This is a genomic window from Carnobacterium divergens DSM 20623 (assembly GCF_000744255.1).
Lineage (GTDB): Bacteria > Bacillota > Bacilli > Lactobacillales > Carnobacteriaceae > Carnobacterium > Carnobacterium divergens.
In genome coordinates this window covers 406,408-420,580 of sequence record NZ_JQLO01000001.1, presented here as the reverse complement: position 1 = coordinate 420,580, position 14,173 = coordinate 406,408, and the positions used below count along the sequence as shown (strand labels likewise).

General features: G+C 32.1%; 16 protein-coding genes. 3 read left to right on the top strand and 13 right to left on the bottom strand.

The features are described from left to right. Both BR52_RS13175 and BR52_RS13170 read left to right on the top strand, forming a co-directional pair. Window positions 1–282, top strand: a complete 282-nt coding sequence (locus BR52_RS13175; RefSeq protein ID WP_366945586.1) for a hypothetical protein — start codon at window positions 1–3, stop codon at window positions 280–282. After that, complete coding sequence (locus tag BR52_RS13170; RefSeq protein WP_367593378.1) at window positions 239–541, top strand: Ltp family lipoprotein; 303 nt, start codon at window positions 239–241, stop codon at window positions 539–541. Before BR52_RS13175 ends, BR52_RS13170 begins: the two co-directional genes overlap by 44 nt. A gap of 90 nt (window positions 542–631) precedes the next feature. On the opposite strand, the gene pepV is transcribed toward BR52_RS13170, so the two are convergent. Continuing rightward, window positions 632–2,041: a dipeptidase PepV gene (pepV, locus tag BR52_RS02105; protein WP_034568687.1), complete on the bottom strand. Its 1,410-nt coding sequence runs from the start codon at window positions 2,039–2,041 to the stop codon at window positions 632–634. Between the two features lie 164 nt (window positions 2,042–2,205). Here pepV and BR52_RS02100 point away from each other — a divergent pair, with 164 nt between their 5' ends. After that, complete coding sequence (locus tag BR52_RS02100) at window positions 2,206–3,042, top strand: NAD(P)H-hydrate dehydratase (protein ID WP_034568686.1); 837 nt, start codon at window positions 2,206–2,208, stop codon at window positions 3,040–3,042. 43 nt (window positions 3,043–3,085) lie between these two features. Here BR52_RS02100 and BR52_RS02095 read toward each other — a convergent pair whose 3' ends face one another. From BR52_RS02095 to BR52_RS02040, 12 genes are all read right to left on the bottom strand, one after another. Further along, a complete protein-coding gene (locus BR52_RS02095; RefSeq protein ID WP_034568684.1) occupies window positions 3,086–3,808 on the bottom strand; it encodes a pseudouridine synthase in 723 nt (240 codons plus the stop codon). Between the two features lie 70 nt (window positions 3,809–3,878). Continuing rightward, window positions 3,879–5,528, bottom strand: a complete 1,650-nt coding sequence (locus tag BR52_RS02090) for a putative polysaccharide biosynthesis protein (RefSeq protein WP_034568683.1) — start codon at window positions 5,526–5,528, stop codon at window positions 3,879–3,881. A 171-nt stretch (window positions 5,529–5,699) separates the two neighbouring features. After that, complete coding sequence (locus tag BR52_RS02085; RefSeq protein ID WP_034568682.1) at window positions 5,700–7,145, bottom strand: MFS transporter; 1,446 nt, start codon at window positions 7,143–7,145, stop codon at window positions 5,700–5,702. A 415-nt stretch (window positions 7,146–7,560) separates the two neighbouring features. Continuing rightward, window positions 7,561–8,502 carry a DUF1672 family protein gene (locus tag BR52_RS02080; RefSeq protein WP_034568681.1) on the bottom strand — a complete coding sequence of 314 codons (942 nt, stop codon included), beginning with the start codon at window positions 8,500–8,502 and terminating at the stop codon, window positions 7,561–7,563. A 199-nt stretch (window positions 8,503–8,701) separates the two neighbouring features. Then, entirely contained in the window at window positions 8,702–9,298 is a 597-nt protein-coding gene (locus BR52_RS02075) for a hypothetical protein (RefSeq protein ID WP_034568680.1), read from the bottom strand. A 688-nt stretch (window positions 9,299–9,986) separates the two neighbouring features. Continuing rightward, window positions 9,987–10,310, bottom strand: coding sequence for a hypothetical protein (locus BR52_RS02070; RefSeq protein ID WP_034568679.1), 324 nt, complete (start codon window positions 10,308–10,310; stop codon window positions 9,987–9,989). Then, the gene (locus tag BR52_RS02065; RefSeq protein ID WP_034568678.1) at window positions 10,310–10,936 is read right to left on the bottom strand and encodes a hypothetical protein; all 627 of its coding nucleotides are present in this window, start codon (window positions 10,934–10,936) and stop codon (window positions 10,310–10,312) included. Before BR52_RS02065 ends, BR52_RS02070 begins: the two co-directional genes overlap by 1 nt. Before the next feature lie 27 nt (window positions 10,937–10,963). Beyond that, on the bottom strand, window positions 10,964–11,365 hold the full coding sequence (locus BR52_RS02060; RefSeq protein ID WP_034568677.1) for a hypothetical protein: 402 nt from the start codon (window positions 11,363–11,365) through the stop codon (window positions 10,964–10,966). A 343-nt stretch (window positions 11,366–11,708) separates the two neighbouring features. Then, a complete protein-coding gene (locus BR52_RS02055) occupies window positions 11,709–12,092 on the bottom strand; it encodes a hypothetical protein (protein WP_034568676.1) in 384 nt (127 codons plus the stop codon). A gap of 37 nt (window positions 12,093–12,129) precedes the next feature. Further along, complete coding sequence (locus BR52_RS02050) at window positions 12,130–12,552, bottom strand: hypothetical protein (protein ID WP_034568675.1); 423 nt, start codon at window positions 12,550–12,552, stop codon at window positions 12,130–12,132. 103 nt (window positions 12,553–12,655) lie between these two features. Next, entirely contained in the window at window positions 12,656–13,249 is a 594-nt protein-coding gene (locus BR52_RS02045; RefSeq protein WP_034568674.1) for a hypothetical protein, read from the bottom strand. Between the two features lie 276 nt (window positions 13,250–13,525). After that, the gene (locus BR52_RS02040) at window positions 13,526–14,119 is read right to left on the bottom strand and encodes a hypothetical protein (RefSeq protein ID WP_034568672.1); all 594 of its coding nucleotides are present in this window, start codon (window positions 14,117–14,119) and stop codon (window positions 13,526–13,528) included. Window positions 14,120–14,173 lie beyond the last annotated feature (54 nt).

The window sequence follows — 14,173 nt, the reverse complement described above, 5'->3', positions numbered from 1 at the left end:
ATGGCTAAGAAGATTAAAGATGAGAATGGAAATGTTTATGTAAAGAAAAAGCCTTTTTACAAAAAATGGTGGGTTTGGGTTATTGCTGTATTAGTATTATTTTTTATCGTTGATTCACTTGGAGGAAGTGACAAGGATACTTCAACTAAAACTGGAAAAACAGAAGCTAAATCAGAAAATAAGAGCACTACTGATTCGACAGAAAGTAACGAACCCGCACCTGAAAAAGAGGTGCCTGTTGAGTATACATCTGCCCTTAAAAAAAGCGAACTCTTACGCTAAATTGATGTTTATGTCTAAAATTGGCATACAAAATCAATTAACTTCAGAATATGGTGATAAATTCTCTCCTGAGGCTGCTCAATATGCGATTGATAATATTAAAGCTGACTGGAATGAGAATGCTCTTAAAAAAGCTGAAAGTTATCAAAAAACGATGTCTATGTCCCCTGAAGCGATCCGAGATCAATTAACTTCTGAACATGGCGAACAATTCACTCAAGAAGAAGCAGACTACGCTATTCAACATCTAAATAAATAGTTTATTTATTAAAAAATCTGCTTAAAAAAAGCGATGAAAAAATGTGGTTTTTACCACACTTCTTCATCGCTTTTTTATTTCCCTTAAATGTTAATCTTCACTTTTAATCAATTGATAAATCGCATCTGCGTAAATAACCGTTGCATTGATAATATCATCAATCGCCATAAATTCATCGGTTTGGTGCATTGTATCGATGCTATTTGGGAACATCGCGCCGTAGGCTACTCCGCGTTTTAATAAGCGACCATAAGTTCCGCCACCAATGGTTTTTTCAACTCCTTTTTCACCCGTATGTTTTTCATACACATCAAGTAAGGTTTGAACCAATGGGTCATCCGCTGGTACATAGTGAGGCGTTTGTGCTTTGCCACGAGACAACGTCACACCAAAATCAGCTAATTTACTTGCAAGGCCAGCTTCAATTTCTTCAATGGTAATTCCTTGTGGGAAACGGAAATTCAAAGCGATTGAACCGCCTTCTTTTGCTGTAAAATTAAAAACACCAGGATTAACTGTTAGGTCTCCCATCACAGCGTCTACATAATTCAACCCAAGTTTAGCTGCTCTTGAATCGTCGTGTAGATATTCAGTCGTTAAAGCCAAGTAATGCTTAGCATCGCTACCAAATGAATAGTTTGTTAAGAATGTTGCCAAATAAGTAGCCGCATTGATTCCAGCTTTTGGTTCCATTCCATGAGCGCCTTTCCCAACTACTTCAATGGTTACTTGGTTGCCTTCGATATGGCAAGTTCCAGTAATTGGATTTTGTTCCACAAAATCAAAGAAGTCTTTTTCAATTTTAGTTGCATCTTCTGAAATAAAAATGGCTTTAGCATCTTGTGGGACCATGTTTTCACGTAAGCCTGAGTTAAAGCTGATTAATTCATTTGCTCCACCTTCAGTATTTCCACCAAAGCTTAATTGAACCGTTAAAATCCCTTTTTCTCCATTGATAATTGGGAACTCTGCATCTGGAGAAAAACCAAAATCAGGTGTTTCTTCAACTGCTAGATAGTGATCCATACATTTCCAACCACTTTCTTCATCTGTTCCAATAATAAAACGAACACGTTTAGAAACTGGTAAGCCTAATTCTTTAATGATTTTCAAAGCGTAGTAACCAGCCATTCCAGGTCCTTTATCATCACTTGAACCACGTGCATATAAACGCCCATCTTTGATTACTGGCTCAAATGGAGGATTTGTCCAACCACTTCCAACAGGAACGACATCTACGTGAGCAAAAACGCCTAAAGTTTCATCCCCTGCACCATATTCAATATGCCCAGCTAAATTGCCAACATTTTTAGTCACAAAGCCATCACGAGCGCCAATTTCTAAAAATTTTAACAGTGCTTCTTTTGGTCCTGGACCTACTGGTGCATCCTCTGAAGCTTTGCTATCGTCTCTTACACTATCAATTTTTAATAAAGTAAATAAATCTGCAAATAAATCGTCTTTTCTACTTTCTACTTCTTTTTTCCAATCAATTGACATTTATCAACACTCCTTTTCTTGATTTTCAACATCTTAATCATATCACTTTTTACGATATTTACCAATCCAAGGATAGCAATTTTCTAAAAAAATACATTTCGTGCAAATCTATGAGATTCCTATTATAATAGAAGAGAACATCGGGAATCAAGGAGGAATAAATAATGAAAGAATTAAATCAAAATATTGTACAAGGAATTTTACCAAAACGAAAAAATGAAAGCTACAAAGGGAATTACGGTCATGTTCTCTTGATTGGTGGCAATCAAGAGTTAGGAGGAGCGATTATTTTAGCCGCAAGTGCTGCTGTTTATAGTGGAGCTGGTCTTGTTACAGTCGCAACTCATCCAAGCAACCATACAGCACTTCACGCTAGATTACCTGAAGCAATGGTGATTGATGGTTATGATACAGCAAAAGTCATTCATCATATGAAAAAAGCGACAACCGTCGTTATTGGTCCTGGCTTAGGGCTAGATGACCAGTCGCAACTAATTTTAAAGGCTGTTTTAGCTGCATGTACGCCTCAACAAAGACTTGTCATTGATGGAGATGCGATTACCTTAATGGCTTCTGAAAATCTTAAAACACCTGTAGCACAAACCGTTTATACTCCTCACTTAGGAGAATGGCAACGATTGAGCCATTTAACGATTGAAGAACAAACGAAAGATTTAAATGCGCATTTCAGAAAACAATTAGGGGCAGAAGTAGTCTTAAAAAAACACCATTCAGAAATTTATTTTGAAGAGGAAGTCTGGAAAAACGAAGCAGGAACACCTGCCATGGCAACTGGTGGTATGGGGGACACATTAACCGGCATGTTAGCTGGCTTTTTAGCGCAATTTCCAAACCGTAAAACAGCCATTTTGGCAGCTGTTTACCTTCATAGTCGAATCAGTGATGATTTAGCAAAAACGCATTATGTGACACTTCCTTCTCAAATTATCCAGCGGATTCCTTGCGTCATGAAAGATTATGCTACAAAATTTGATTTTTAAAGTAATAGAGAGACACTTCTATAAAATGAAGTGTCTCTCTTTTTTAGTCTATTCCTTTTAATAAATTCAGCTCTTCTTGTGTGAGCGGTCGATAGTTGCCAAGTGGTAAGGTAGGATCTAGTTCCAACAATCCCATGGCGACTCGTTTTAAATAGACAACCTTTTTTCCACAAGCTTCAAACATTCGTTTCACTTGATGAAATTTCCCTTCATGAATTGTCACAAAAATCGAGGAAGTCCCTTCGTCAGGCATCACACTGACAATTTCTAGCTCTGCTGCTTGGCATTGGTAGCCGTCAGACAAGACAACCCCTTTTTTAAAAGCATCACTATCCTCTTGCGTAACAATTCCTTCTATAGTAGCTTCATAGCGCTTTGCAACATGCTTCTTAGGAGAAAGCAGCTCGTGAGCTAACACACCATCATTAGTTAAAATTAACAGACCTTCTGTGTCTTTATCCAAACGTCCAACAGGAAAAGGCTCAAAATTTTGCTCAGCCGGCGTCAACAAATCAATTACTGTTGGATTCACATTATCAATCGTCGCACTTACAACCCCTTGTGGCTTATGCAGCATTAAATAAATAAATTCTTGATACGCTACTACTTCACCATAAACAGCCACTTGATCGACAAACGGTTTAACTTGAAATTTGCCATCCTTTACGCATACACCATTCACTTCAACTGCTTTTTTTTTCAATAAATCCTTTGTTTCTTTTCTTGTACCAAAGCCTGTATGGGCTAAAAATTTATCTAAACGCATGTCAGACTTCCCTTCTAAAAAAGATACCTGCAACATGGAGTATTTCCATCAATTCCAGATACCTTTTTGGTTATTTGATTTTCAATCTTCTTCTTAAGCCTGCAACCTTATCACCGAGTAAACGATCAGCCAGTCTTGTTTTTAACGTCAAATACATATAAGCAAAACCACCAACGCCTGCTGATAAGAGCATCACGACTAATGCCAAACCACGATCCATCGGGCTAATAAACAAGTAACAAGCTTCCCGAACCACAATCGTTACAAGTGCCATAATCACGGTCATGATCACAATCAGCAACAATCGTTTTAGCACAAATTTCACATGAAAATGGGTTAACTTTTGTAATGATACCAACATCATCGCGCAAGACACCGTAAAACCAAAAATCGTTGCATAAAGTGCTCCTTGAGCTTGGAACATCGATACTAACGGATACTGAACTGCACCTTTAACACCAATCCCTACAATTAAACAGAAAATCGCATAACGATTTTGATTCAAGGATTGAAGAAGCGCAGATAAAACTGTAAATAGTCCTAAAATAATACTCATACACGATGAAAGCTGTAAAATCGTTGTTCCTAAATCACTGTGCTTATAAAACAACGTGTACAATGGTTCTGCAACAATCGCCATGCCAATTGCAGCTGGGAACATGATAAATGAAAATAACTGAATATTCGTTGAAATTTGCTTACGCACTTCTTTGCCTAAATTTTTAGTAAAGGCCTCCGTAATCAACGGAATTGAGGTAACCGCCATTGCTACTGCAATAGAAATGGTAATCATAATCAATTTATTAGCATTAAATGCAAACAACGCAAACAACGTTTTTGCTTCATCTGACGTAATTTTTGACGTAGCTAGCACAATTTTTTCAAAGGTGTATTGGTCGATTAACTGGAAGAAGGTGATTCCTGAACCAATAACCACAAATGGGATGGATTCTTTGACCATCTCCACTAAAATCTGGTTCGTTGAAATTTCAATTTGATTTAAGCTTCCTGCTGCAAGGACATCCATTCGATCCTTTTGACGCAACCAATAATACCCTAACGCTGCTAAACTAAAAATGGCTCCGATAAAAGCAGCAAAAGTTGAAGCCGTAACCGCATCTACCATTTCGCCATGCCAAACTTTCATAATTAAAAAAGTTGCAGCCAACATAAAGATAATACGAGCAAACTGTTCAATCAGCTGCGAAATCGCTGAGGGTGCCATCTCTTGATACCCTTGAAAATAGCCACGAATCAAACTCATCCCTGGAATAATCAACAACGCCCAACTAAGCGAACGAATCACCTTAATTTCATCGGGATTTCCAACCCCCATAATAGGAGCGAGTAAATACATCGCTAAAAAACAAATAATCCCAGTAATTACCATTAGAATCATGCCTTTTTTAAACAATTTCCGTCCCGTTTGATACTCATCAAGAGCATTATAATAGGAAATTTGTTTAGCAATTGCCGAGGGTACACCTGCTGTTGCAATCACTAAGAAAAGCGAATAGGGATTGTATCCCTTAGCAAACAAGCCATTCGCTAACTCTGCTTGACCGCCCATCCAAGCCATCCAAGGAATAATATAAATAGCGCCTAATACCCTTGAAAAAATACTGCCTGCAGTCATCCAAGCTGAGCCACGAATCATCTTTTCCTGAGCCGTTTGTTCTTCCACTACGGCTTCTTCCATATTTATTGAAGAATTTGGCATTTTTCATTAACCTACTCTCATCATTATTGTCTTGTTCTATTTTACTTGTAAACACAAAAGGTTGCAATGACTTCCCTATTTTATCCTTCAACATTTAACAAAAAATTAAGCATCTTACTATGTAAAAATGTTTATAAGCCAGCTTTATCCCTAGCTTATAAACATTTTTTATTAAGCGGATTTCCCTTTTGCAGTTAGTAAGCGTCGTCCGGTTAAAATGGTTGCGACTAAGCAAATCACAAAGGCAACCCCAAAAGTCACATGCATTCCGTAAACAAATAATTCTGGCTGATCTGCTAAATACGTGGTTACCTTGTATCCTGATTTATTGCTCATAGCAACATACAAAATCGTCGTCGCAAAAGAAATGCCAAAGACCATTCCTAAGTTTCTAGCCAAGGAATTTAAACTGCCCGCAATTCCCAGTTCCTTTTTAGAAACAGAAGACATGACAATCGCATTATTTGGTGATTGAAAGAGTGCACTTCCCAGCCCCATAATTCCCGTCATCAAAATAAAGACTGCAATATTCGTATTTCCATCAATAAAGACAAAGCCTAACTGTACAATCGTCGTTAGTGCCAACCCGATAAACGTCAGCAATTCTCTACCGACCTTATCCGATAAACTCCCACTAATGGGTGCTGCAATCACCATTACTAATGGAAAGACCATCAATAAAAGTCCCGCTTGACTTGGATTCAATCCTCTTGTTCCTTGTAAATAAAAAGGCATCATTACATTAAAAAAGAAATTTGCCACAAAAATCAAAAAGGCACAAAATAGGCTAACCGAAAATAAGCCATTTTTAAACAAGCTTAAATCAACTAGCGGTTTGTTCACGTTCTTTTCGATTCGAATAAATGCTACAAAGCTCAAAATAGCAACTGCAAAAAGCCCTAAAATCAAAGCGTGGCCAAATCCAATTTCTTGCCCAATAAAAATCCCGATAAACAAACTGCCAATCATACATGCAAAGGCAAGAAAACCTTTGTAATCAATCGTTTCTTTTCGGAAAAATAAATCTTCAGGTAAAATCTTGATTCCCATTAAAATCGTAATCAAGCCCACTGGAACATTGATCCAAAAAATATACGACCAACCAAAATGAGCTAAAATAATGCCTCCAATACCTGGCCCTGCAATACTGCCTAACGAAACGAAGGACCCAATTAAGCCCAAAGCCTTCCCACGTTCGCTAATCGGAAAAATTTCCGTGATAATTCCATAATTGGTCGACATCGTCATGCTTGCCCCAATCGCCTGTACTACTCGAGCAAACAATAAAAACGACAAATTAAATTCAAAGCCACAAAGTAGCGAACCGATGACAAATAAAAACGTTCCCCAACGAAAGACTTTGATTTTCCCAATTAAATCTCCTATTTTTCCAAATAATAAAATAAAAATACAAACTGCCATTAAGTATACTGACACGATCCATTCCGATTGGTTCATTGGCACATTTAAAGCCTTTGAAATCACCGGTATCGCAATGTTCACAATACTGCCATCTAGTGTGGACATAAACGTAAACAAACCAATGGCAATCAAAATCAGCCATCTATTTTTTTGAACTTTTGAATCCATTTGATAGGTTTTGATAACTTCTCCCATGTATATCCTCCTTTGGTTTTACTAGTTTTCATTATAGCACTTTATTTGAAAATGCGATGGGGAGATTTTAAAAGTTTGGTGGCAGGATGGTAAAAATAATTTTGTGTCGGTGACTATTTGAAACTTCGTATAGAGGAGGAGTTGTATTGATGAGTGACAGTGCATCCGTTATATCTAGTGTTTTTACGAAGGTAACGGCTACTTCATCTGTTTTATTAATTAACGTAATTAGATTTAATTCAGTCTTCGGAACATAGTTAATACCATTTATCTTAACTTATACTGCTTTTCTTAACGCGATATCTTTATCTTTTTAATAGTTATCTAAATTACTTTGGATTCACAAAAAAAATTCATCTAATTCAATCCTGTCTTCATGTGTTGTTGTATTTTTCATTTCTTCTCCCTTATTTTTTTAAACGTATGCTTTGTTCACAAATGATAAAGATCTATTATTGTTAGTATCCTGAAAATTAGAATTTAACATTACCCCATAAGAAATACCTTTTTCAAATAATAAGTTACTTTTCATATCATCTAATAATTCATAAACCATTAGTTCTGTTGGTAAAGTAGTTCCATTTTTTATTACAATATCTAAATATATTAAATAATCTAAATGATTCTTTGATTCAAAAATAGTTTTCCACTCTTCATCTGTTCTATTTTTATTCTTTTTATATAATTCAAAAATTTCTTTCTGCTCTGCCCGTGATAAATCATTATTATCAACATCACCAATTTTATACGAAATACTTATATTTATATATTCATTTATTTGATGAGCAGAATTTCTCATGTTTACTGGATAAGCTTCATATTGCGGGTATTCTTTTTTAATATATTCTTTCATCTCTTGAATTTCTTTTCGATACGCCATCACATATAGACCTTCTACTGTTTTTTCCATAAAACCTGAAGGGGCATCGCTTTTTATCGCCCCTTTTTCAAAGTAGCCATTATCTGACAATCCAATTGTCACTGAATCGGCCACAATAGGTTCTTCTTTGCTTCTAAAGGAAACATTTACAGCCTCATATGGAAAAGGTGAATTGACTCCTAACATTTCAACTTCTCTTCCTCCTAAACTTGCTTCAATTTGAGGTTTAAGATGATCAAAAAGTTCATTTTTCTGTTCTAGCGCTTTCTTTTGAACCTTTTTATTAGCTGAACTTTCAATTGTGTAATAGCCTAATTTTTCTTTTTCTTCTAAACTTACATACCCAGAGGCCTCAGCTTTCTCGACATCTATTTTTCCACCCTTTGTGATTTCTTCATAGCTATAATTTTTTGATAGATAGCAACCTCCTAAAAACAAAATACAACAGACTCCTACCCCCACTAATTTATTTCTCATTTTGAACCTCCTTTATTATCTTGTTTGTGTCAAAAAAACAGATTTTATTTGTAAGTTTTGAAGGAACTAACTCTTTTTCAATTTCTTTTAAACTATTTAAGCTTTTTTTTAATCCTATTCCATATATTTTGGTAATTTTATTTTCATCAAAATTCTCCGTATAGTATATTTTAAAATCATTCAGCTATTTTTTTATTTATTACTTACTATTTTCAATTTCTATGTTACTTAAATTAATATTAATATCTTCAAGTTTAAGATTATTGAAATACTCTTCTGGTTGATCAGTGATCTTTTGGTCATATGAGACAATAACTCCTTCATTATTTAATAGCCTATCCATACCAATATCTTTCATTTCTGTTATATAAGAAAATTCATACGGATTACCCACAAAACTAAAAATCGTATCAGTCTTAAAATTATAAATATTTTCACTTGAAGTATTTACAATAAACAAATTAAATGAAATAAATTTTCCATTCTGATTTGTCGTTAACGTATAAGATAAAGGCAAAATATTAATTGATTTTTCAGTATTTATTTTATTTTTTACTTTTTCAAAATTTTCAATAAGTAATGGCTTTGCATCATTCAAGGTATTTTGATCACTCTCACTTTTTTCCTGCCCTTTATTAAATACCAATCTATACTTATTATCGAAAACAATGATAGCTTTTTTTATTTCATCTTCATTATTTTTAGAACTATCTTCTTCACTTTTATTTGTAACATTATGACAACCAGTAAGTATCATTAAAATAACAATCAGCCCTACTAATAATTTTTGTTTCAATTTTATTTCCTCCTAGTTACTCAATGATTAAAATTAGTATCAATTTTATCTACTTTACCAACCCCAATTGATATACTAACCAAACTTGGAGTCTTTAATTTAAAACCTTCAGTTGTTAATGATCTACCAACAGAAGCCGATAAGGCTGAGACGCCAAGCTCTGTTTGATAGTAATATAAATCATTTTCATGAAAAATAATTGTAATATCAGGGTGAAATGCTAATTTCCCATTTTATAGCTCTCATTCACAACATTCTTAGGGTCTTTTAATTTCAACTCATTCTCTAGTAAAGAGCTTATCAAATCACTTCCATTTATTTCTTTTTCTACGTTTTTTGCTGAACATCCTGCTAAAAAAACACTAAATAAATAATAATTAGATATATTTGGAATTTAATTGATTATCATATAAAAAAACAAACATTTTCATATTAATAACTTTGAGAATGATTTTTATATAATCGACAGAAATTTATAATTTAACCTAAAAAATATGAAAGGGAAAATGAATAAATCAATAAATTTCTACACTTAGTCATGTCTCAAAAATCATTTAATTTATTATAAATAATTGACTTTAAAAAGACTGTTTACGTGCCCTTGTTTGATTACTATAACGAATTTGTTTTATCAGTAAAATAAAACTCAATGTTAATTGGATTCCATCCATTGTATAAAATTGGAGAACTATAAAGGTGTTTTCTGTTTGTTCAATGTTAGGGTAAATCGTATACTACCCAAATAATTGGCTAATAAAAAAAGAAGAAGTGCTATCCATACTTTAGGATTCTTCTTTTCTAAATTGAGTAAAAATAGCATAATAATTCCTTGGATAATTACTTGAATAATGTACGATATTAAATTGCTTTTTGAAAAATCAAAAAAAGAATTTGGAACATCATACACAAAAATTCTTAAAATCATCCAAATGCTCGTTACTATTTGAATCATAAACATAATCATTGCTAAATTTATTAATTTACTAAACATTTTATTGACTTTTTTATCCATCAATCTTCATACCTAATTATTAGATTGTTCATATTACTTCCAGCAAAATCGGTAGAACTGAAATTTTCAGATTCTAAATCCAAATCAACATCGTCAAATCTTATAGGATAGGGCATAATAGTATTGGCAGCTATTCCACCTGTATTTATTTTAGTGATTTTCACTGTTTGTTTGTTTATTTGAGGATAATTTTCAGTATTTAAATATAAATCTAAATTAAATTCAACATTATCAATATCTCTTCCACTAACATTTACCAGAAGTACAACTACGCCAAGTTTTTTCCTTTCTTTATTATAACCAGCCTCGTACGGAATCACATCGAACCTTGAATTTTGCGATTTATATTCTTTACTCTTTTCATCAATAAATACTTTTTTCATAGTAGCAAAAGAATTTAATAATTGTTGGTTATTTTGCTTTATTACAGCTTCAGGAATTTTATAATTATACTCACTTATGTCCATTACTTTTGAATTTTCAGAGTCATTTTCTTTCAAAATTTTTTCCTCCTGTGATTTGTTTGATTTAGTATTACTCGGTTCTTTTTCGAATTGAACTTCATTTCCACTACAACCAACTAAAATTAAAAATGGGAACATGAATAATAATAATGTTTTTTTCATCTTAGCCACTAACTCCATTTCTACTTTTTAAAAATCAAAATCATTAATCGAATCTTTTGAATAGTCTTTATTACCAAATTCAGTACCTACTTTTCCTCCAAATCCCAGAGTTGCACCTATTTCACCAGCGTATTTCCAACCATCAGAATTTATAGGAGTAAAGGTATAGCCCATTCCAATATTTCCACTAACCTTAACCGCCACATAGTAAGGAGTACCTGGTATTTTTACTTCAATAACTTTACTTTCAATAGATGCCAGATCTACTCCTGCTGAAAGATTAATACCTAGATTTCCCTCACCTGCTTTTGTAATATTGAATGTTCCAGAACTATACTGTCTTACAAAGTTGGTTTGCGTATTCTTCAATACTTCTACATCTCCATTATTAATAGAAACCAACGGCACTCCATTTTGAACTAACTGCATGGCCACAGCCTCTGCTGAAAAATCTCCACCTATACTAATTCACGACTTTACCTTTCCTTTGGAAGATATACTCGGCTTAACTTTTTTATTAGCATTTGCTTCTGCTCCTAATTTTCCAAATAAAATATCCACTTCCGATTTTAATTGCTTAACGTCATTTATCATATACGTGCCGTCTTCTAAAATCGTTACTTTACTACTCTTCCTGTTCTCATAAATAATTCATACAACTTATTCCAAAATTTCAAATTATGTACTATTACAAATGTAATCTAATTATTTAATTAAAACTTAGGTTACTCAATTAATTGACTTTAATTTGAGTAGCCTAAGCAACTGAAAATTATCCTTTTAATCCATCATATTTTGCTTGATAAACAATTAATACAATTGCTGTTATTACAAGAGCAATACCAGATAATCCGTAACTGACATAAAGACCACTAGATAACATAATTGAAAAACGAACAAATCCTATTGATACAGCTAAAATTAAGGCTAACATTGCTTTTCCCATCGAAGGCTCTTCTTTTTCTTTACACAAAACAACCACCGAGATAATTCCTTGAGCTAATGCTTTGATAACAAATACAGCCATATTTACATCTATATAAGAAATTTGACTTTTAATATAAAAACCACCAATCAGAATAGCAATGGTTGCAAAAATCTGAATTCCAATCATGTACTGTACAAGTGTGTCCAATTTTTTATAGAGTTGATTCAATTTTATTAATCTCCTTTTAACTATAATAAAAATTTATTTATTCATAACAAATTTCATGGCACTCTATTATTTGTAAATTAAACTCATCTTTCTTTAATTCTATTATCTCCATTTCACCTTGTTCTCCAGCTAATTCAAGTATCCAATAATCCAATACCCCCTCTTGAGGAAGTAATTTATCATACATATCTTTTTTAAATGCAATAGCACCATTAAAAATTACTTTTCCATATATCGAAAAAGCAACTTTTATTTCTATATCGCCAATTATTTTATCGGTATTATTAAAAAAAATGAGAGGTACAGATATTTTCTTTCCATTCAAATAAACCTTATCAGAAAAAATACAGATATCATTTGTAAGTTTTGAAGAAATTAACTCTTTTTCAATTTCTTTTAAAATATTTAAGTCATTTTTTTCTAAATCCTTTTCCATATATTTTGGTAATTTTATTTTCATTAAATCTCTCCCTATTAATAGTAAATTAAAATCGTTAGAAAATAGTTCGAACATAAAAATAACTATTGTCATTTAAAATATTTTTTCTTTCAATTTACTATTTTTAAATTTCCAATTCACTTAAGTTAATATTAATGTCTTTAAGCTTAAGATTATTAAAATATTCCTCTGGTTGATCGGTTATATTTTGTTCATATGAATAAATCACTCCTTCATTTGGCGATAAATTTTCCATACCAATATCTTTCATTTCTAAGGTATCAGAAAAGCTATATGGATTATTAGAAAAACTAAAATTTTCATTAGCCCTAAAATTAACAATTTTGTCATTAGAAGTATTTATAATAAATAAGTTTAAAGATAAATGCTTACCACTTTGATTAGTTATCAAACTGTATGATAATGGTAAAATATTAATTTTTTTCGATTTATCAATTTTATATTTTACTATTTCAAAATTTTCAATTAATAACGGTTTAGCTTCATCCATAGCTTTTTTATCAACTTCATTTTTTTCTTGACTATTATTATATACTAGCCTATAAGTGTTATCAAAAATAATAAGGGCTTTTTTTATTGCTGTACTACTATCTTTCGAAATACCTTCTACTTCCACATTTTTTTCAGTCTTATTTATTGTCTTATAACAACCTGAAAGAAATATTATAGTAATTACTATTAATAACTTTTTTTTCAAACTCATTTCCTCCTAGTTTTTAATAGTCCAACAATTGAAATCGTTATCTCTGTTTGGTAGTAATAAAAACAATTTTTGACTAACATTAATTTCAAAACTTACTCTAACTAAAAAACTGTCATTATTATCGTCTATCTTAAAAAAATTTGATTTATTTACTTTGACAAACCTTTTCATTTTAATTTTCATATCCGATAAAGAACTAAAATAAGCACTATCATCTAAACTATCGAAATCAATAATTATTTCATTCTATATCTGTTTATCCTTCTCATGCTAAAATATTTTCAACTCACTTAAATTAACATTAACATCTTCAAGTTGGGGAGTATTAAAGTATTCTGTTGGTTGATCAGTAATATCTTCTTCATATGAAATTATAACTCCTTCATTAGGCAATAATTTTTCCATACCAACATCTTGCATTTCAGTTACAAATGAAAATTTATAAGGATTATTCACAAAACTAAAATTCGCCTTAGTTTTAAAATTCGTAATAATTTCATCCGAGGTATTTATAACAAATAAATTGAAAGAAATGTATTTACTATTTTGATTAGTTTTTAAAATATAGGATAACGGTAAAATATTAATTGACAGGCTATCATCTATTTTATTTTTGACTTTCTTAAAATTTTCTATTAACAATGGTTTAGCCTCAATCATTGCTTTTCTGTCAATCTCATTTCTTTCTTGAGCACTATTATATACCAACCTATAGTTATTATCGAAAATAATTATTGCTTTTTTTTTATTTTCACTACCTTTTGAAATATTATCTGATTCTGTATTTTTTTTATTTTTATTTATAGTATTATAACAGCCTGTAAAGAATATTAAAAAAACAACTATTAATAATTTTTTCTTCAAATTTATTTCCTCCTAGTAGTGCTACAGTATTTAATATTGTTTTAAAATAAAAAC

What these genes read in the sequence shown, in the direction of transcription:
- BR52_RS13175 (WP_366945586.1), top strand. Translation starts at nt 1, where the DNA reads ATGGCTAAGAAGATTAAAGATGAGAATGGAAATGTTTATGTAAAGAAA.
- pepV (WP_034568687.1), bottom strand. Translation starts at nt 2,041, where the DNA reads ATGTCAATTGATTGGAAAAAAGAAGTAGAAAGTAGAAAAGACGATTTA.
- BR52_RS02100 (WP_034568686.1), top strand. Translation starts at nt 2,206, where the DNA reads ATGAAAGAATTAAATCAAAATATTGTACAAGGAATTTTACCAAAACGA.
- BR52_RS02095 (WP_034568684.1), bottom strand. Translation starts at nt 3,808, where the DNA reads ATGCGTTTAGATAAATTTTTAGCCCATACAGGCTTTGGTACAAGAAAA.
- BR52_RS02090 (WP_034568683.1), bottom strand. Translation starts at nt 5,528, where the DNA reads ATGCCAAATTCTTCAATAAATATGGAAGAAGCCGTAGTGGAAGAACAA.
- BR52_RS02085 (WP_034568682.1), bottom strand. Translation starts at nt 7,145, where the DNA reads ATGGGAGAAGTTATCAAAACCTATCAAATGGATTCAAAAGTTCAAAAA.
- BR52_RS02080 (WP_034568681.1), bottom strand. Translation starts at nt 8,502, where the DNA reads ATGAGAAATAAATTAGTGGGGGTAGGAGTCTGTTGTATTTTGTTTTTA.
- BR52_RS02070 (WP_034568679.1), bottom strand. Translation starts at nt 10,310, where the DNA reads ATGGATAAAAAAGTCAATAAAATGTTTAGTAAATTAATAAATTTAGCA.
- BR52_RS02065 (WP_034568678.1), bottom strand. Translation starts at nt 10,936, where the DNA reads ATGAAAAAAACATTATTATTATTCATGTTCCCATTTTTAATTTTAGTT.
- BR52_RS02060 (WP_034568677.1), bottom strand. Translation starts at nt 11,365, where the DNA reads ATGCAGTTAGTTCAAAATGGAGTGCCGTTGGTTTCTATTAATAATGGA.
- BR52_RS02050 (WP_034568675.1), bottom strand. Translation starts at nt 12,552, where the DNA reads ATGAAAATAAAATTACCAAAATATATGGAAAAGGATTTAGAAAAAAAT.